Source organism: Nocardia sp. CA-120079, assembly GCF_050955745.1.
Classification (GTDB): Bacteria; Actinomycetota; Actinomycetes; order Mycobacteriales; family Mycobacteriaceae; genus Nocardia.
This window is the reverse complement of sequence record NZ_CP192088.1, coordinates 7,514,707-7,535,577: the sequence shown is the minus strand read 5'-3', so window position 1 is coordinate 7,535,577 and position 20,871 is coordinate 7,514,707. Positions and strand designations below refer to the sequence as shown.

1 protein-coding gene (only partly in view) is annotated in these 20,871 nt (G+C 65.1%); it reads left to right on the top strand.

This entire window lies inside a single protein-coding gene on the top strand: locus ACQPYR_RS34725, encoding a LacI family DNA-binding transcriptional regulator (protein WP_433635445.1). The 118,200-nt coding sequence extends 80,190 nt beyond the window's left edge and 17,139 nt beyond its right edge, so the window shows coding positions 80,191–101,061 — codons 26,731 (complete) to 33,687 (complete); the first complete codon in view begins at window position 1. Both the start codon and the stop codon lie outside the window.

Sequence of the window (20,871 nt, the reverse complement as noted above, 5' to 3'; positions counted from 1 at the left end):
GCCGGTGTCATGGAATTCGGTGATGCGGGTGGGCATGCGTTCGCCGTGAAGATGCGTGCCGATGGCCAGGTCGAGGTGTTCGAGAAGGTCGGCGGGCAGGTCCGGCGCTGGGTCGGCGAAACGGAAGTCCGGGCGTGGTTGGCAGAGCGGGCCGTCGGGGTCGGCAGAGTGCTCGGGATCGTCGTGGGGAAGCAGCCCGGCGCGGGCGAGGTGTTCGTCGAAGGTCGTGATCGTGCCGAGGTCATTGCTCGTGGGGCGCCGAAGGGCCGGGTTCGTGGCCGGAACTTCGACCGCGGCGGCGATCCGGTCCGCCCGCTCGAGACCACCTGGGAACAGCAGGAAGCGGCTCCGGCTGCGCATACCGATCGGTCAGGTCGCCCCCGCGTCGGCAACGTCACCGGGAAGGGCTCCGGTGGTGACGCCGGCCGTGATTCGGGCAAGGTGTCGAAGCAGACTGCGGAGCGCAGCGAGGAAGCCGAAAGTGCTGCTGCACAACCGTTTCCGGGCGGCGTATTGGCCGCGTTGCGATCGCAGACGTATATCGGCAAGTCGGCTGAAGAAGTGGTCGAGGCAGCGCTGGCCGGCGATCCGGAGTCGGTGCGGGAGTTCTGGAATGCGGTCGATCGGTTGCCAACCGAGGACCAGAAGCGGTTGATGAAGCTGACCTACGCGGGCCAGCGGGAACCCATCCGTCACGACATCGTCGACCAGCTGGTCACGGCGAAGAATGTCCGCGCGCTGCGGATTCGTGCACTTCATCACGTGGCGGCAATGCTCACCGGCCGTGAGAATTACGTGAGGCCCGTCGGTCCCCCGATGGAGGCTGTCAGGACTGCCCTCGGCGGTGACGCGGAGTCGGTGCGGGAGTTCTGGAGTGCGGTCGACCGGTTGACGGCGGAGAACGAGAAACGGCTGCTGCGTTTGAAGTTCGCTCCGGAGCCGGGGCAGTTCGATCTTCAGCCGGGGCAGACAGAACCCACGCTAAGGGAGATCGCGCCGCTGATGCCCGAGGTCAAGGATCTCCGGTCGTTGCTGACGCGCGCTGCACGGCATGTGGCAGACAGGCTTGCCGAAGGTGAGCCGGACCTGGATGCCGGTAATGCTGATTCGAAGCACGCAGGACACGACAGCCTTGCCGGGGATGTGGTCCGTGCTGCTTTGCGTGGTGACGCGGCGTCGGTCGCGGCGTTCTGGCAGGCCGTCGGCGAATTGAATTCCGAGAACCAGAAGCGTCTGTTGAAGCTGAAGTTCGCTCCGGAGCCGGGGCAGTTCGATCTGAAGCCGGGACAGACAGAACCCACGCTGACGCAGATCGCAGCTGTGATGCCCGAGGTCGGGGATGTCACTTCGCTGCAGTACCGCGCTCTGCAGGATGTGGCGGACAGGCTCACCGGCGGTGGCAAGGAGGCTGCGAGTCCGGATGGTCCGGCAATGGACGTGGTCCGAGCCGCGCTGAGTGGTGATGCGGCGTCGGTTGCGGCGTTCTGGCAGGCCGTCGGTGAATTGAATTCCGAGAACCAGAAGCGTCTGTTGAAGCTGAAGTTCGCTCCGGAGCCGGGGCAGTTCGTGCTGGAGCCGGGGCAGACCGAACCCACGATGCCCCAGATCGCGCCCCTGATGCCCGAGGTCGACGATCTCCCCTCGGTATACAAGCGCGCTGTTCGCTTGGTGGCGGAGGCACTCACCGGCGGCACGCCGCCTGCGGCGCCGAGTAGTCCGGCATTGGATGCAGTCGCTGAGGCGCTGGCCGGTGACGAGGAGTCGGTACAGGCGGTGTGGAGTGCCGTCGAAAGGCTCAGGTCCGACTACCAGAAGCAGTTCATGACGCTGAGGTACGGGTCCGAAAAGCTGGAGCTGTGGCAGATCGCGCTGCGGTTGCCCGCGGGCATGGATATTCAATCGCTACAGAAACGTGCTGTCGGTCGCGTGGCGGCGGTGCTGTCCCGGGACGAAAGCGCCGCCGGCGAAGCAGCCGAGATAGTCGATGCCGGCACAGAGACTCGTCCGGCGAGGCCGGTTCCGCAATCGCGAAAAGCGTTGGCCGCGCTCGAAAAAGCCTGGGAGACGAACTGGAAGCGGATTTGGCGGCTCGCTCGGCGAGAGCTGCCACCACGGCAGTTGGAGTACCTCGAGAAGCGGTTCAAGCTGGGTTTGGAACCGGATGAAGCGGCGGCGGTACTCGGACTGGACGCGGTGGCATTCACTGCCTTGCAGTACCGCACCGTGCTGAAGCTGGCGCCGCTGCTGCCCGCCGAGCCGGCGGTTGCAGACGGCACCGAGACCACACCGGCGGCAAGCCAGGACGCTCTTACCGAGGCATCAGCCGTACCGCAGTCGGACGGTGACCGTTTCGGCCGGTGGTTGGCCGACATTGGGCATGAGCCGGGCGAAACCGAAGCCGGGCCGTTCAACTGTGGTCCGTTGGTGCAGTGTTTCGTTCGCGATGCCGCGCCGGGGGATGCGGGTGCGCTGATGCGTCCGAAGGATGTGAACGACGAGGCGATCGCGCTGGCGGGTATCGGCAAGGTCGAGCTTGTCGAGGGCATGAATATCGGTTGGGGCGAACAGCATTTCGGCACGGGCACAGATGGTTTGGCCGCCATGGTCGAGCATGTTCGTCTGCACGGTGGTGTTCTGGTAGGTGGTATCGACCCTGCGGGTAACGGACTCGGTCACGCATTCGCAGTCGCCCGGGTCGACGAGGCTTTCGCCGAGAAGCTGAACGCCTTGCCTCCCGAGCTGCGTGGCGAAAACGATGTCGTGCCCGGTGAGGCGGTTGTCTTCGACAATGCCGCCGGAGGTTTGCTGCGTGGTCGGGCAGTACGGCGCTGGGTGGACTCCGGCTGGATCGGCTCCGCGAAAATCCATGTGGCGGGCCTGGATGCCGAGGGCAAGGCGATCGATGAGTTCGAGAGAGCGGAGGTTCAGGCTGGACGTGGTCCGGCCGGGAACCTGGGTGCGGCCCAGGACCGTGGCGACGGCGATGCGAACGCTCCAGAAGTCGGCGGTGCGCCGCTGGATCGGGGTCTCGGTCGGAATTTCGTTGGTGGGCAGCCTGTTTCGGGTCGATCGGATGATGCTGGGGTACGTGGTCCGGGTTCGGGGGTGACGGTTGATCGCTTGCGTGCGCGGCATGAGTCCGCGGTGGCGCAGCGGATGGCCGTGGTGGGGGACCGAAGGAACGCCGCCGTGCTGGTCGATGAGGTATTCCGGCGGGTGGGCCTGAGCATCAGCGAGATCGCCGGACTCGACGACGTCCACGCATGGATCGACTCGATTGCCGATGATGTCGTGTCGTTGAATCCGCTCGAGGTCGCGCAGTACGCGCGTTTCCGGCGTGCAGTGGCCGCTGAGGCGTCGGGTGTGTGGCGACAGATATTGACCGTGGCCAGTGACCATGATTTCGACGCTGCTCTGGAGGTGCTCACAGAGCGTGAGCGCGGGGTTCTCACGTTGTTGTTCATGGGCGCCGGCGTGCAGATCGACGTTATTGCCCGGAGCTTGGGTATCTCGGTACGCGACGTACGGAAAATGGTGCGGAAGATTCTGCGGCGACTGGCAAATGAACTCGGTGTGGTCGAGGGGGATGTGGAGGTATCGCTCACCGGTGGGACAGCCTCGGCGGATCCGGAGGTGCTTGCGGCGGAGCCGCCCGCCCGTTCAGACTTCGCGACTCTGCGGCTTGTCGTCGCGGTATTCGATCATCGCAAGGAGTTGCTGCAGCCCCACTTGGTGATGCTCGACCAATCGCAGCGAGAGCATTTCAAGCTCTACTTCGAGGAACGCAAGTCCTTCACCACGATTGCGGAGGAGCTGGGCTTCCACAAATCCACGGTTCGATGGCGGCTGAGCGAGATCGGCCGGTTTCTGGCCGAGCGTTTGCCTGCCGAGCTGCGGGAGCAGTATGGGCGAGACGGGGTGTTGCGGTATGTCGGGGAGGAGGATGTAGCTCGGGAAGCAGGCGTCTCCGTGCGCACTGCTCGAGGCGTACTGAACGAAGAGAACAGCAAGAAGTACGCGAATGCGCGAACCGCGCAGCGGATTCGGGAGATCGGTGCCCGGATGGGTTGGAGTCCGGGGCGTTCCGGCGTGGTGCTCTGCGACGGTGTCGAGATCGACACAGCGCTGCTGCCGGTTCGGTCGGTGAGCGACGGTGTGCGGCGTGGACAATCATTGCGGGCCGCGCGCGCTGCGCACCCGGACGATGTGGCGCGGTGCATTCCGAATCTGCCTGTGGGAGACCGGAAAATCGCCGAACTTCTGTTCCGGCAGAAGCTGGAAGTGTCGGAGGTCGCGCGCAGGCTGGAGCGCGACGAGAATGTAATCAAGACATATCGAACCAGGTTGGCCAACGATGTGCACAGCCTGCTGTCCGGCGGGGTGCTGCTCACCAATTCCGCGGCCTGGGAGCTGATCCAGAAATTGCAGCTCTCCGACCCGGAGATGTTGGCGCCACATGTGCCTGGGCTCCCGGAAACCCAAAAGGCCGATTTCGACCTGTTCTTCGGCGACCCGCCCATGAGTGAACAGAAGATCGCAACCCGTCGGGTAGTCGGCCACGATGCCGTGCACAACCAACTGCGTGCGGCTGCGCATGCGCTGGTGCGGAAACTCGATCCGGATTTTGTCGAGCGGCACGCGAGTACGGATGTGCGAGCATGGGTGCGGGCCGCCCAGGCCGGTGATGTCGAGGCCTTCGGCTGGTTGTCCGATCGCTATGCACAGGCGATGTTCCTGACGGTGATGGCGAGGGTCGCCGACCGGGAAGTGGCCGAGTCGATCACTGCAGCGGCTGTGCGGCGTGCGCGCGCGGAGATCGGCCGGTTGGGTGATGAGCACGAGATCCGGCCCTGGTTCATTCGATGCGCCGCCGATGCGGCAGAGGCAGCGCAGTCGCCCGGTGCCGACACGCAGCCGACCGGCGCTGAGCCGACCCTGCGCGGCGGAATCTCACCGCCCGAGTACGACACCATGCTTCCCGCTTATTCTGCGACCGAGCCCCGGTCGGGCGCGGCGGTGTTCCAGCTTCACGTTGTCCGCGACTGGGAATTTCCCGACGGTCGGCGTGGCACGGTGTTCCTCGGGCCGGACAGGAACCCCCACAGCACTGCCGACCAGTCCGGTGATCCGCTGATCCTCGGGTCGAGACCGCAGGACTACTACAGCGGCGAATTGTTGCACTACGACGCGTACGTCAACTACTTGGAGAACGGAAACGGACCGGGCATCGCGGGCGTCGGGACCGCATGGTTCGTCGAGGGCCGGCTTACCAAGCTCGAACCATTGGGCGGCGGGCTGTTCGCGAACGTGAGCGCCGACCCGAAGAACGCCGCAACTCTGTTGTTCGATCTGGCCGAGGCAGGAATCGATCTCGATACGGTCGACTTCGATCCCGAGGACTTCACCCCGCCGGGTTCGCTGTGGCGCAACGAGTTCGGCGCGGTGACGTTCGACGAGGTCCTCGCGGGGCGTGGCCGCGATATCGCGCGGTTGCTCGTCGGCTACGGCGTCGGCTTCTCCGTGGACCTCGTCGGGATGGAGTCCTCCGGCGACGGCATCGAAGCGGTATTGAAGCTCGACCCGGTGCGCGGGAAACCCGGCCGGGTCACCGTGGTGATGCGGCGGGTGGATGGCGTTGCGACGGTGGAGCTTCGCGATGTCGATCTCGGCGCGGAGCCGGATCGGGTCGCGGTAATAGTGCGTGATCTGCGGGAACGGCTGACTGCGTGGATGACAGCATCGGGCGCCGTGTGGTTCGAGGCCGGCGAAACATCGCCGGCCTCGAACCAGACGGCGTCGGAGCCCGCCGCGACCGTATTCGCGACGGATGGATCAACGCGACGCGCGCAGCATGTTGTGCGCGTCCGGGACACCGAGGCCGATCCCCAGGCGAAGGCAGCCGCGGTGTCCTGGTTGGCACACCAGCTACCCGGCTGGTCCGAGGTGAAGATCGAGCACACCGCGGGCATACTCGGCACCCTGCTGGACAACGCACTGGTGCATACCTCCGGCGATGTGCAAGTCGAGGTGGAGACGACCGGTGATCTGTTGCGGGTCACCGTCTTCGACGAGAAGGCCGTTTTTGATACCGAGGTCGATCTACCTCCCGTCCCGGGCCGAGTCGAAGCGGTCGACGGGCCATGGATGCGGTCGGGCGTCGATCTGCTGCGGTACTACGAGGAGGGCTGGCAGAAACGGGTCTGGTTCGAGCTACATCGGTCTGATTGGGTCGAGTCGGATCGATCGGTTGGGGACGCGGTTGCGCCCCAGCAGGTTCCGATGGCTGATCCGGCGCCGGCGCCGAAGCCGATGAGCGCCGCAGTGCGGCAGGCGGTTCCCGTTGATGACGGTGTGGTTGGCCATGTTGAGCCGGAGGGTTCGACGGGCGCGCGGGAGGCCGCCCACATCGGCAACCAGTGTGGACGGCTGGTATTGGAATTGCTGGATTGGGTTGCTCCGGAACTGATTCCGAGTGCGGAGGAGCTCGGTCTGGGGGGCATGGTGGTGAACGACATTGTGCGTATCGCGGGGGCGGATCCGACGCGTGTTCGGCGGTTCGAGGTTGATCCGGTTCGTCCGCATCGGGGTGTTGTGGACGCGTTGCTGGGTCTGCCGGAGTCGGTGCGTGAGGGCGCGTCGGTGTTGGTGTTCGACGGTTTCGACAAGGCCGATGAGCATGGTGTGGCCGGGCATGCGTTCCGGTTGGTGGTGCGCAACGGTGAGATTCATATCGAGGATCCGGGGAGGGGGCTGTTCGGCCGGTTCGAGGATGTGATGGGTGCGGGGGCGTTGGCGGATTTGCGGGGGGTGTGGGCGGTCGGGTTCGATCGTGCGGGGAATCCGTTGGATTTGCCTGGGACGCAGGCCGATGCCGCCGATCTCGAGTTCCGGGTCGGTTGGTCTCAAGACTTGATCGGCGATCAGGTGTTGGCGGTGGTGGCCGAGGCCGGGCCGGAGTGGCTGGCGCGGTTGCTACCGGCCGTGGAGGTTCGGCATGTGTCCACACTGACGCCGGGCGCGATCGGGAACTTCGAATCCGCCGAGCTGGCGCATCTCTTCCCGGTATCCGGCGTGGATCTCCTGACCCGGGGAAAGGTCCTGGTCCACGAGAACGAGCATGCCGCGGACTTCATCGACAGCCCTCGGGCGGACCCGCGTACTATGCCGCTCAACCAGTACATCCGCGCGGTATTGCGTCGCGAGGCAAGGGCTTTCGCTCGTGAGGCACTGTTCTCCATCGCATTGCGGACCCGTGGTTACGTCCTCGACGACATTCACGATCGCCACCGCGTCATCTACGCCGAGGCACACTGTGCGGCTGTCGAGGCGGCACTGAAAACTCATGCCGATCTCCCCGAGTCGCAGCAGGCGTTCCTCGGCTATCGAGCCGGTGTTCGTGCTCTGGAGGTGTATCTCGCCTCACCCGAAAAGTTCGATATCTATGTCGTGCGCCCGGACCGATTCGCCGAATTCGTCGCATCCCCGGACGAGTTCGAAGCGTCTATGGCGTCGAGTAAGAGGCTCTTCAAGCAGGGGGCCTACGTGCTGAGCGCCCGCCGCGATTGGATGGAGGCCCGGAAATCCGCCGGACAGGTGACCCTGCACTCGCCGTACTCGCAGGACAGTGCCGCGGAAATCCGGCGGTCCGCGTTGGCGCGAACCATTGCCGAGCGGGATCTGGCCCTGATGGATCGCGTCCTCGACCGGGAAATCGCGCGGCAGCGCTCCCTCTCATCCGGGCCGGGGTCACCCGCCGAAACCCGTCGCCGTGAACATGCCGCGCTACAGCGTCGTGACGTGGAGGCAGCGTGGTCGGCGGCGGCACGAGATGTGATTGCTCGCCAAGGCGAAGTCGATGCGCTGGTTGCGCGTGATGTATTGCACGCGTTGGTAGAGCGTGAGTCCGGGAGGTCGTTCACCGATCACGTTGCGGTGATCGATGGTGACCGGCCTCGCCTGGTGGTAGTGACCGGTACGGGCGATCATGCGCGGCTGCGGGATGCCGTGATCGACACCCATCCCGAATTGGCCGATCTGGCCTTCGAGTACCTGTCCGCCGACAGCAACTCGAATGGAATGGTGACGGTGGACCGGATCGAGAATCCGGAACCCCAGCCGGAACCACACGTGCCCGAGGTGCAGTGGCTGGATTCGGCCGGGCAAGCTTCCGCCACACGCATCAGTCGGGCGCGGCAGTTGTCGCGGTCGACCGAGATCGGTCGATGGGCCGATAAGTTGTTGATCGACAACGGTATTCATGTGTTATTGGATGCGTATTCCGATGATCGGTTATATCCGGGACCCGGAATCCTGATGCTCGACGCCGGTGGCTCCGATGCCGAACTGGCCGCCGCCATGGTCGCGGGCGCTTTCCACGTCCGGCAGCAACAGGATCGCAGCCATACCGCGGTGCGGGAATTGATGACCTCCGACGACTCGGGCGAGTGGGTGGCGCGCCGACTCGCGGAGGAAGCCGAGGCGCAGGCCGGCCGCGCGGAAGCGCTGCGGCAATTGCGGGAGCGGTGGCGAGACAGTCCCGTCACTCAATCGCCGGATGTAGCGCCTCCCGATCTGCTGGAACTGACCTATACGGCGGCTTATCAGCAGGTTCTCGATGGAGTGGAGCCCGGTCCTTCATCGGCGGCCGACATCGGACTTGCTTGGCAGGCCGGCGTTGCAGCAGTGCGGCCATTGCTGGAACGCGTCGGACCTCGGGTGGCAGGCGGAACCTACGCCGAGATCTACGAACGGGTGTGGACCGACGCGAAGGGGATCGAACCGGATTCCGATGTCGAGACCGACCCCGCCGCCGCTCGGCTCACAGATCTGCGTGGCGCTGTGGCAGTACTCGGAAAAGCATTGGGGCACAAGGATGCTCAACTCTGGTCGGTGGCACAGCCACCGAAGCTGCCGCCGGTTCCGATCGATGATGGTGTGGTTGCTCATGCCGCACCGGAGGATTCGACCGGTGCGCGGGAGGCCGCCCACATCGGCAACCAGTGTGGACGGCTGGTATTGGAATTGCTGGATTGGGTTGACCCGAATCAGATTCCGAGTGCGGAGGAGCTCGGTCTGGGCGGCATGGTGGTGAACGACATCGTGCGTATCGCGGGGGCGGATCCGACGCGTGTTCGGCGGTTCGAGGTTGATCCGGTTCGTCCGCATCGGGGTGTTGTGGACGCGTTGCTGGGTCTGCCGGAGTCGGTGCGTGAGGGCGCGTCGGTGTTGGTGTTCGACGGTTTCGACAAGGCCGATGAACATGGTGTGGCCGGGCATGCGTTCCGGTTGGTGGTGTGCAACGGTGAGATTCATATCGAGGATCCGGGTAAGGGGGTGTTCGGTCGGTTCGAGGATGTGATGGGTGCGGGGGCGTTGGCGGATTTGCAGGGGGTGTGGGCGGTCGGGTTCGATCGTGCGGGGAATCCGCTGGATTTGCCTGGGACGCAGGTTGATGCCGCCGATCTCGAATTCGCGGTCGGTTTGTCGCAGGACCCCATTGCCGATCAGGTAGTGGCGATGGTGGCTGAGGCCGGGCCGGAATGGACGGCATGGTTGGTGCCCACCGTCAAGACTCGTCATGTGCGGCATCTGCTGGACGCGAACGGTGAATTCAGATCCAAAGATCTAACGAGGTACATCCTGGCATCGGGTCGTGATTTCCTTTCCCAGGCGATTGACTTGATTCACGAAAATCAGCACGCCGTGGATTTCCTTGCAGGCAGTCTCGTGAACCGCTTCACGATGTCGCTCGATGAATATGTCGATGCTGTTTTGCACCACGAAGCAAAGGCTTTCGCCACACAGTCCTTGTTTATCAAGGCGATGATCGCGCGCGGCTACGAGGTCAGTCCTCGGAGAAGTTACCCGGTCTTCACCAACGCCTACGATGCCGCTGTTGCGGTTGCGCGGAAGATTTCTCCGAACCTCACCGAGTCGCAACTCGAGGCTGTCGGCTATCGGGCCGGTGTCAGGGCCCTGACAAAATTCCTGGCCATGCCCGAAGCGGACGGGACACCCGCAGACTATGTGGCAAGGGCCGAGGCGCAATGGCACAGTAGCCGGGCCGAAGTCGATCGGGTGAACCTACACACTCCGAGCACACCGGAGAAAGCGGCAGAGATCCGGCGATTGGTGCTGGCCAGAACTGCCGCCGACCGGGATCTCGCAATCGTGGAGCGCGCGATCGAGCGGCATCGTACTGTCCAGCCCACCGGCACGTCGCCTGCCGATACTCGCCGGCGGGAACATTCTGATCTGCTGCTGCGCGACCTGGTCGCATGGCGGTATGTAGCGGCGCGGGACGCGGCCGTGACCCACGCCGCGGTCGATGCGGCGGTCGCGCGTGACGTGCTGAACGTGGTGCTCCAGCACGAGCCCGGCATGCTGCTGACCGATCATGTCGCGGTGATCGGCGGCGATCGGCCACGCCTGGTCGTTGTGGCCGATGAGGCCGATCATCTTCGCCTGCGCGACAACGCGATTGCCGCGCAGGCTGAACTTCCGGATTTGTCCGGTCTGAGCTGTGAGTACCGCTCGGCCCGCAGCGATGTGGATGCCGTGGTGCAGGTGGAGCTGATCCGGAATCCGGAACCACGCCCGCAGCCTGAATTGCCCGAGGTTTCCTGGCTGGACTTGGCCGAACAGGCGTCAGCTCGCCGTATACGCCGGGTCCGACAGATATTGCGCGAGACCGAAATCGGGCAGTGGGCAGACCAATTGCTGAGCAGTGGCATCCACATACTTTTGGAGGCGAATGCCGACGACAGGTTGTACCCGGCCCGGAAGGTTCTGGTGCTCGATGTCGGCGCCTCCGATGCCGAACTTGCCGCCGCCATGGTCGCGGCCGCGGTGCATGTCCATCACGAGCGCAATCGCCCCGCCGGCAGTGCCATTCGCGATGTGATGGATCCGGATCGTGAGAGATATGTGGCCGCTCGCCTCGAGGAGGAAGCGATAGCGCAGGCGGCGCGAGCCGAGGCGATGCTGCAACTGCGGGAGGTCGGCCACGACACGGAACCACCGGATACGCTGGAACTCGCCTTTTCGCAGGCATTCCGCCGTGCCCTCGATGCGGCTGCGCGCGGGCGCCCGGCGTCGGTAGCCGAACTCGAACTCGCCCGGCAGGCCGGTGTTGCCGCGGTACTACCGCTTCTGCATCAGGTCGGGCCACGACTTGCCGGAATGAGCTATGCCGAGTTCTATCGTTCGGCCTGGCGCGATGCTGGTGGGCATGATCGGGTCGATGCCGCAGCGGTTGGCCGAACAACCTTGGATGCACAAGGCGGACACCCTGATTCCTACCTCGAGCCCTGGACTGAGCTCGACGTCGAGGGGCAATTGACTGCGCTGGTCCCGGAATTGCGTGCGGCGCTGGAGCATCGCGATAAGGCGCGCGCCGAATTGGCGATGCTGGCAGATGAGAAGCTGGCCGAATTGGGACCGGCTTCCGGTGAACTGGAACTGCTTCGGCGGGCCACCGATCCGCGGACCCGTGCCTTGGTCGCATCGATCGACGCGTATCACCGATGGGCCTCCCGCGCCGCTGCACTCGACGCTGCGGTCCGTGCCTACGAGGAGGCCGACCGCCAGCGGGCCACCTGCGATCTCCTAGCCTTCGAGCGCTCGCTGGATCCGGCACAAGTGCGGCCGGGCACACCGTTGGTGGGTGACCTGACTCAGGAGCGCGATCAGGCGAAAAACGAATTGGCCCGATTCCTGAGTATCGAACCTACTCAGGTCACTGCGGACCAGGCCTTCAACCTGCTGGGCCAGGCCCAGCGGCAACAGCAGTTGTCGAACTCGCCGGAGGATCGCGTCGAGCGGATGGCCGCACTGTGTGAGCGGTTCCTGGCCGTGGATCCGATCGTGCGGGCCGTCGAATTGCTGCGCGAGCGGGAGGCGCAAGCCCGGCAGCTCGACACACAGATCCGTCCTGTGGTTCCGGAGCCGAAGTCACCGGAAACCCAGATCGCCGAAGCGCTCGCCCGAATGCCGGATCTCGGCGCCGACAACCGGGCCGCGGTCACTGCGGTGCTCGGAAAAGCGTTGAAGCACAACGGTTCTCGGCTATGGCCGGTGGAATTTATCGGTCCCGGGCATCGCGTTCAGGTGCGCGATGCCGACGGCGCCCGGCTGCTGGACGTCGAGATGGGTAATGGCACGGTACGAGTGCAGGCACGTCTGAAGGCTCAGTCGCAGCCCCGGGCATTGCAGGCGGAGCTGCTGCTGCCGGAGCTGATGACCGGATGGACCGATCCCGATGGAGTTACCCGGGCGTTTACCGCAGTGTTGAAAGGGCTTGTCGGTATCGGTCCGCGTCCCGGCGCACGGCTCACCGAGGGCGACGGTGTGTTCACCATGGAGCTGTCGGGGCCGCCCGGCTCCCGGCAACTCGATGTCACCGCCGACACCGACCGCGGCAACCTGGCGTTGTATTTCGATGAGGGAGACGATGATTCGGGAGGGGGCTGGGGTAATCGAGGGCCGTTCCCCGGCCCCGATATCGGTGGCCCTGTGTCGGCGTATTCCGGCATTGCACCGATCCGTTCGGTGCCGCACGGTGATGTCGGTCATGTGAATGACTGTGTGCCGGTGGCGTTCGAGGCGTTGGATGAGCTGCACGGTCCAGGGTTGGTGAATTGGTCCGAGTTGGGTTCGGTGGGGCTGGAGGGCGTCTCCGGTGGTCGGATCGCTGCCGCGTTGGGGTATAGGCCGGCTGGGTTTGCCGGTCGGGCCGCAGTTGTCGGTGAGCTGGCCGGTCGTGGTGAGAAGGCCGCGGCCGTGCTGTTCGAGGTGTACGACGACACCGGTATGGGGCACGCGGTGTTTTTGGTGCACAAGGGTGGTGGTCGGGTTGTCGTGGTCCGCGCGGGTGAGGTGGAGACAGACTTCGAGGAGTGGGTCGAGGAGCAGCGGATCGAAGGCCGTCCGGAACCGATCGGGGTGTGGGCGGCGATCGTCGACGAGGATGGTCAGGTTGTCGAGGGGCGGGGCGAGCAGAAGTTGCCGCTGTTGCCGTCGGATAGGGACTTCGGGCGGAATCCTGATGATGCGCGCCCGCCGTCGGCCTCCCCCGCAGATTCCGCTGCCGAACGCGACGGGGTCGGCAAAGAGTTCCACCATCGAGCTGCGGGGATTAACGAGGGCATCCTATGGCTGTCCCAGCCGCGAAAAGTCCCTGCCGAGCTGCTGATACATGATTCCGACCGGGGCCGGTCCGCCGATTGGCTGTTCACCGGTCCGGGCACGGTGGCAGGCAATGCTTTTCAGGTGGAAGTCGCATCGCTGCGAGGGATCGGCGCAGCGGGTGAGAAGGGGCTCGCGGTCGAATTGACCCTGCATTCGGTGGAGGGTGCGTCCGGTCGGGTGATCCTGGAAATCGTCTCGGACGAAACGGGCCCGTGGGACTGGGATCGCGGTTATCCGACGCTGCTTCGATATCGGGAAGTCGACTTCGGTCAACAGCCCGATAGCCTCGCGCCGGTGGTGGGGATTCTGCACGAGCGAATCACCCAGCGGATGCTGAACAACCGGAATCGCTGGGCGCCCGGCAATGAGCAAGTCCCGACCGAGAACGTCGCCGCGCCCGTCGGACAACCACGGAGCTTCGCGAACGCGTCCGAATTGGAATTGTCTGTCGGGGGACTGAACCCGATGGCGACCTTCGGTGGCGAAGCCGGCGCCGAGTTGGACTGGAACCCGGGGCAGTCGGCAGCTGAGCCCGATCTGTCGAGCGTTCAGCCTTGGTTGGAAGAACAGCTGGTGGGTTGGGTCGGATGGTCGGTCGGCCAGATCGGTGACCGGGTGCGTGAGCTGGTTCACGGCCTGGCGCACCACGGTGACCTCACGCTGGTGCTGCGCGCGGTCGCGGGCAGATTGCGGATCGAACTGCACAACAGCAGCCGAGTGTTGCAGCCGGTGCCCAACATCGGGACGAGCCACAGCCGGGCCGGGGTGGACCGCGCCGCGAATGGCACGGTCACCTGGGTTGAACTCGAGTCCACCGTCCCCGATCTCGTTGCGCCCGTGCAGGACATCGTGCATCGAGCGGGGGCGTCGTCGCTGGCGGCGGCATTGTCCTTGCGGGGCGAGCCGGACGAGATCGTCGCGGCATCCCGTCGGCGCGGCGGCATGGTGGCCGAAATCCTCACCCGGGCAGGCGAGTTGGGGGTTTCACCGGCTGAGCTGCTCTCTCGGTTCCCCGAACTGGGTGAGGTGATGTGTGCGCTGCCCGCGGCAGCCCTGGACGCGTGGGCGCGAGCGGACTTGCAGGAGCAGATCCTGCGGCAGCGCAGGAACAGCGGGTCCGACGGGTCGCAGCTGTCGCGGTTACATCAGTTGGAAAGGGCCGCCGAGACGCTCGGGATAGTGGACGACCAGATCGCGGGACGCGGGCTGCGGACCAAATTGTTGTCGGCCCGGTACCTTCCGGACCAGGGTCCCGACGGCGTCGAGATGCCGGACGGGGGACGGACCCAACTGTTGGTGGCCATCGGGGACACCGAGGCGGACACCGATACCGCCGACATCTTGGCAACGGCGGACACGGTGATCTGGTATCTGCCCGGGCCGGTGCCGGGCATCCTCGGCTTGGAAGACCAGATGTCCGCGGCCGCCCACCACCTCGAGCAGCAGATGCAGCGGGAGCCGTCCAAGCGGGTGGTATTGGTGATGCTGCTCGACAACGATATGAGCGACCGGCTTGCCTCGGCACGACCCGACAGCGAGACGCAGCGAATCCGGACGGCGGTGGATGCCCGGAACCTGGTTGATCGGGTGGCGTCGATGAACGCGGCCAGGGAGGCGCTCACCGGTAGTCGGGCACGGATGCTGCTCGCCGGTCACGATGCCGGGGTGGACATCGTGCTCGAAGCGTGCGAAATGCCCGAGATGCGAACCCAGTTCGACGGTGATCCGCAGCTAGAGGATCCGTGGCTGTATCCATTCGAGGCACAGCTGGCCCAGCTCGAGCGTGCGGTGCCGGCGCAGCCGGGCGAGCTGCGGGAGCAACGGCGACAGGAGTTGTGGCAGCTGCGGGTGCTGCTGCGCTGGCTTTCCAGCGAGGTGGGGAATTTCCCGGAGCCGCGTGCGCTGTCGCTGGGGTGGGGCGGCAGCGCGGAGGTTGTGCTCGGTGACCTCGATACCGCGCAGTTGATCGAGGTCCATGCGACCGTGGGGCGCACGAACCCGATCTCGCTGCGGGAGAGTCTGATACGCGGCCTCGACCGGCAGAACACGTCGGTTGCCGAGCTGGGGTTGCCCGACGACGACGCGGCGGCGGTAGCGACGCTGGTGTGGCGGGGGCCGGATCTCGCGGCCTTTGTCGAGCGCGTCACCGAGTTGCTGGAGCAGCGGTATCGGTCCGAGCAGCGGCCGCGGGTCGTGATCAACACGCATGCGGCGGACGACCCGCGGGAACAAGAGCCCGATCTCGGAAAGTCGTTGGTGACGTTGGCTTTCCAGGAAGTCGAGCGCCGTGCCCAGGCGAAGGCTGTGTTGCGGGAACTGGCCGAGGACGCACTCACCAGCCTGGATGAGCTATCGGCGCAGGGTTCGCTGGTGCGTGCGGACTGGGAACAGCGATTCCGCGAGCTGATGCCGCAGGTCGCCGCGCGTCACGGAATGTCTGTCGACGTATTCGCCGACCCGATGATCGCTCGGCAAGTGTGGCTGGATTTGGATCAGTCGATCCGTTCCCAGCCGACCGATGACATCCATGATGATCTCGTCTTCCTGAACTTGTTCGAGGCGATGCTGGCCTTCGCCACCATCCAGCGAGCCGACACCCGCCTTACCCAACTCGTCGGCGTGGAACGGGTGCTGCGCGACGCCGCGACGGGTATGCACGAGCAGACCGACACCCGGGATGCCTTCGTACACTTCGCTTCGGCGGCGGCCACCCTTGATCAGCTCGCCGGCCAGCTGTTCGGGGCGGATCTCGCGGTCGCCCTGGCTCCCACGGACGAAGCGAAACTCGTCACACGCCACCAGTTGAACAGCCTGTTCGACAATCTGCTCGCAAATCTCACGCGGACTGCGAAGGCCGGGCCGGCGGCACCTCGGCCGCGGCTCGGCGACATGCTGGTGGGATTGCGGGCGCAACTGCGTGCGGATCCGATCGCGGCGCAGCGGGCCGCGCAACTCGATGCGCTGGAACACAATCTGCGCGGCAGCCATCGGCAGCGATTGGCAGCCAAGCGGCGTTATTTCACGATCCGTGCCGAGTGCATCGCGGATTTCCCCGCCGAACTGGAGTATCTGGGCGCCGTCACCGACCCGATCGACCCGGCGCGGTTGGTCGCGCGCATCGGGTCGGTCGTTGGCGAAGGTGAAAACTGGCGGTCGCGGGTGGCACAGCTGGACCGGTTGCGTACGGCCGCTGAACAATACGTCGCTTGGGCGGATCGGTTCGCCCGGTTGCGGGCCGACGCGGACCAGCTCGAGACGGTGGCGTTCGAGCGGCTGGTGATGGACACCCCCGATGCCGAACTCCGGTTCAACCAGCGATTGGATCAGGCTTTCGCTCAGCTGACCGAACTGTTGGCCGAGCCGGAACCCGATATGGGTGCCCGCCCGATGCCCGCTCCGGTTCGACAGGCCGAGCGCGGTAGGTCGACGCGGGCCGTTCCGAGCGTAGGTGATGGCGTGGTCGAGCCGAGCCGAGCGCAGCTGTCGCATCGGTCCGACGACATCCCGAAGATTTGCGCGCTCGAGATCCTGCACTTCGCGCGGCTGCTCGGTTTCGAGTTGACCGGGGATATCCCATCGCTGTTCGACGAGCAGATCCGGCTGGCAGGTCTGAGCCCGGTCGAATTCGCGAAGCTGTTGGGGGCCGACTGGGCAGAAGAGCCCTTCGAATCCCTGGAGCAGATGCGGGCGTTGGCTGCCGAGGGCAAGTTCGTCATGGGTGCCGTCGCCCACGAGCCGTTCGGCGCGCACGCGTTCATGCTGTACCGGCGTGACGACGGCCGGGTGTGGGTGCACGAACGCAAGGGCCACCAGGTCATCGATGTGTTGTTCACCGAATGGCGGCAGCCGAAAGGCGCGCTGCACGGCATCGTGTTCGATGAGGATCGCAATCCGTTGCGACCGTTGGCTCCTGGGCAGGAACCGACCGGCAGCTACCCACTCGCGAACCTCGCGGGCACAGCGGGTACCGCACCGATGCCTGTTACGTCATCCGGGCAGCTGCAGCCGGATCCGACTGCGCCCGGTGCCGGATCAGAGCTCGGCGAGACTGCGGGAATCGTGGACGCATTGCGCGCGCACGCCGTCCGTCGAGCGGTCGAGTTGTTCGGCGCCGAGCCGAAACTCGGCTGGGTCACGGCCGACGAGGCATGGCGGATGGTCGAGTCGCTCGGCCGGATCGACCCGGACCAGCTGCGGGTTGACATGCGGGAGCTGAATTTCGACATGCGCAGCAAGGTCATCGACCGGCGCATTTTCGCGGGGCGCTCGGTTGCCGAGACCGCTGCGGACCTGAGGATCACCACAGACCGGGTCGAAGACCTCCAGGCGAATGTCGGGGCACAGTTCGCCGAAAACCTTGCCCGTGTCTGGGTGTGGAGACCCCGCGGCGCGGCGGGGCCGCGAGTCATCGAAGCTTTGGCCGACGATCCCGCTGACTTCCTGCACTGCCTTGCGCTGTTGTCCCCGGACACGGCGGAGGCGATCAAGCTGTTCCTGCTCGGCTGGTCGGATGCCGAGATTGCCGGCGAGCTGGGTGGCGAGGTCAGGACGGTCGCGAAACTGCGGCAGCGTGGGGTCAGCTCGGTAGCCGAGCTGCTGGACACCGACCCCGCCGATCGGAAGCCGCAGCGAGCGATTCAACGCCATACAGGCGCCGCTGCCGGCGACAGTGTGATCCCCTATCAGCGGCCGGCAGTCAGGGGACTTCCGAAGAAGCTACGCGGCCTGATGAACTGCGCCCCGATGGTGGCGAACGCCGGTCGGGATTTCGTGAAGAGAGTGGCCGGCATTGTGCCGAATGCGCCTGCACTCGTGGACAGTCCGGAGGTCAAAGCCAACGGCGTCCGGGAAGACGAGCTGGCGCGGGCACTGGGCGCCGACTGGCATGAGGGCGGTTTCGGCTCCGGTGTCGATGGTCTGCGTGCGGCGCTGCGGATAGTGCAGGACGGTGAGGCCGGGTTCATCGCCGGCGCAATGGTATTCGGCGATGCGGGTGCCCACGCCTTCGCGATCGAGCGCACCGCCGACGGCCGTGTGGTGATCACCGAGAAGATCAACGGAAGGAAAAAGACCTGGTCCAGTGAACGCGGTTACCGCACTTGGCTTTACGAGCGGGCCGGCTGGAATATCACCGCGGTGCACGGCATCGTCATCGGCATCGATGGTCGCCCCGAGGTGCGGTTCGACGAAGGACGCGACCACAGCGAGGTGCTCGGCGACTCCGCCCCGGCGGTGCCGATCGGCGGCCTGCCGGACGATCGTGCCGAGTCCCGCGCGGGGCCGCCGTCGCCGGACCGATTCGGCGCCGAATTACGTCGGCTGCGTGAGTCTCTGGTTCCGTCTGGCGGTGCCGAGGAGAACTGGCGGCGTGCTCCGATCGCGAGCCCGTTCGGCCGTGGGCGACGTGACCCGGCGGTGTGGTTCGCCGCCGACCCCGACCTGCCGCCGGAACCGCACGACCCTGCCGATGCCGAGCCGTCGCCTGGCGACGGGGCGATGGCGTATGCACGCCCGGATGATGTGCGGTCGCAGGGACTGGCCGGGCAGGATCCTGGAGCCGCGTCCTCCTATGCGCCGCTGCTGGACGAAGATGCCGCAGGGGATCGGCCGGCCCGCAAGAGCCGCCGTGCCGGTACCCTCGATCCACTCGGCCTCCGCGACGGGGTCGGCAAAGAGTTCCACCATCGAGAAGACGGTCTGGAGTGGAACGCCGGTGCGAACGCGGCCCCGGCCACGAGCGATAACAGGGGTAAACCGTCATCGAGCCCGTCAGACGGCACACCGAAGTCGGAGTTGACCCCGGAACAATTGACCCTGGTCGTCAAAGAGATTGATGCACAGGGAAACTGGGAGCAGGCCATCGATCTGCTGAAACAGCGGTTCGGCGACAAGGTGTATCGATGGATTTCGCGCCGCTACGGCGATTCACCGCTGGCACGCGAAGTCACCGAGGAAGCGTTCGCCCGCGCGGTGTATACCCTCCGGCAGCTGCCTGACGATCTCGATATCGAGCGCTGGATCGTTGCCAAGGCCAGGGGATGCATTCCGCGATTCGACATGTTCGTCGAATTCCGGCGACGACTCGTCCTGGCGGTCGCTGCGTTCGGTGATTCGGATACCGTGGCCCGCCCGGTGAGGGAAACTCCGGGCCAACTCGTGGAGGTTCTCGAGACGGCGACTCTCGCACAGCTACAACATGCCATGGAATCGCCGCTCCTCAGCGACCCCCAACGCGAATTGCTCGACGCTCTCTGGCCGACGCCGCAGCACCCACGTGTCGGGCCTGCCGGAGTCGGAGTCGGCCAACCCGACGGCATGAGAGTTGTGGTAGCTGCCCGCATACTCGCCCACCAGCTTCGGGTGGATATCGGACAGGATGGACTTTCCGAGCCGGAAACAGACGCCCCTGCGATACCCGATCACAGCTCGCCTGCCGATGGGACCGGCAATGCCGAAGTCGGTGAGGGTGACGCCGGGTCGGGTCGTGATGAAGTCGGTGAGGGTGACGCCGGGTCGGGTCGTGATGAAGTCGGTGAGGGTGACGCCGGGTCGGGTCGTGATGAAGTCGGTGAGGATGACGCCGAGTTGGATCCTGGCGGAGAATACATGGAGGTATTCAGACGGCTGAGCACATCGACAGATGCGCAAATTGCAGATGAGTTGGGCGTTACTCGACAATCTCTGTATCGACTGTACGTCGAGATCGCCAAGAGATTGAATATCGACTACGGTCGCGCGCTGGCCCGAGCCGCCGGGGATCGGGCGGAATCCGAAGGCGCACAGCGAACGACACATGCAGCGGAAAAACAACTCCGCCCGATACATTTTCCACCACGCCATGCCGAACTGCTCGTACTGTTGGGTGAGGGCAAGAAACCCGAGCAGTGTGCTGCGGCAATGGGATTGTCTGCCAACACCGTTCAAAAATACACGCAGCAAATCGGCAACCGCCTGGGCCTCAAGCTCCGAGACGTCATACTTCGGCGCATAATCGAAATGGGGATTATCGAAGCATCGACCAGTCGAACGGTCCGGCCGCGATTGTCCGATCGAGAAACGCAAATTATCGAAGCGCGATCACAAGGCATGAGCTACGCCGAAGCGGGCGAACAACTGGGTATTTCCACACAGACGGCCTCTGCGATCGGAAAGGATGTCCTGCACAAACTTTCCGCAGACAACTGGACGGAGGTGTTCGATTTCGCGGTCTCCGAGAGGATAATTCAGGAACCTTGGGAACCGAAACTCCAGAGAATTGTGCTCCAACTTCTCGCAGCAGGTCATACCATCGCGAGTGCCGCAACAGCTCTGAACCATTCACCCGCGTGGCTGATCAGCCGCGCTGCCGCCCTCGCCACAGAGCTGGATGTCGCTGTCCACAGCACCGCTGAACGGTGGACTGTCAACCACAACACTGCATTGGTGGCGACCGGAATCCGGCGCGGGCTCATCGACGCGCCCGCGCAGTTCCCGATCGTCCTGACACAACAGGAACGGGCCATCCTCGCTGCGAAAGCGCAAGGCAAAACGGCTGAGCAGTGTGTAGACGAGGTACACCTGTCACCCAGCGCCGTGCATCAGGTACTTGCCGAGCTGAGGGAAGTCACGCATTCGGAGACCACAACCGAACTGGTGGCGAAGACGATCCACCAGCTGGTTTCCACCCCTACCGAACCCGATGGG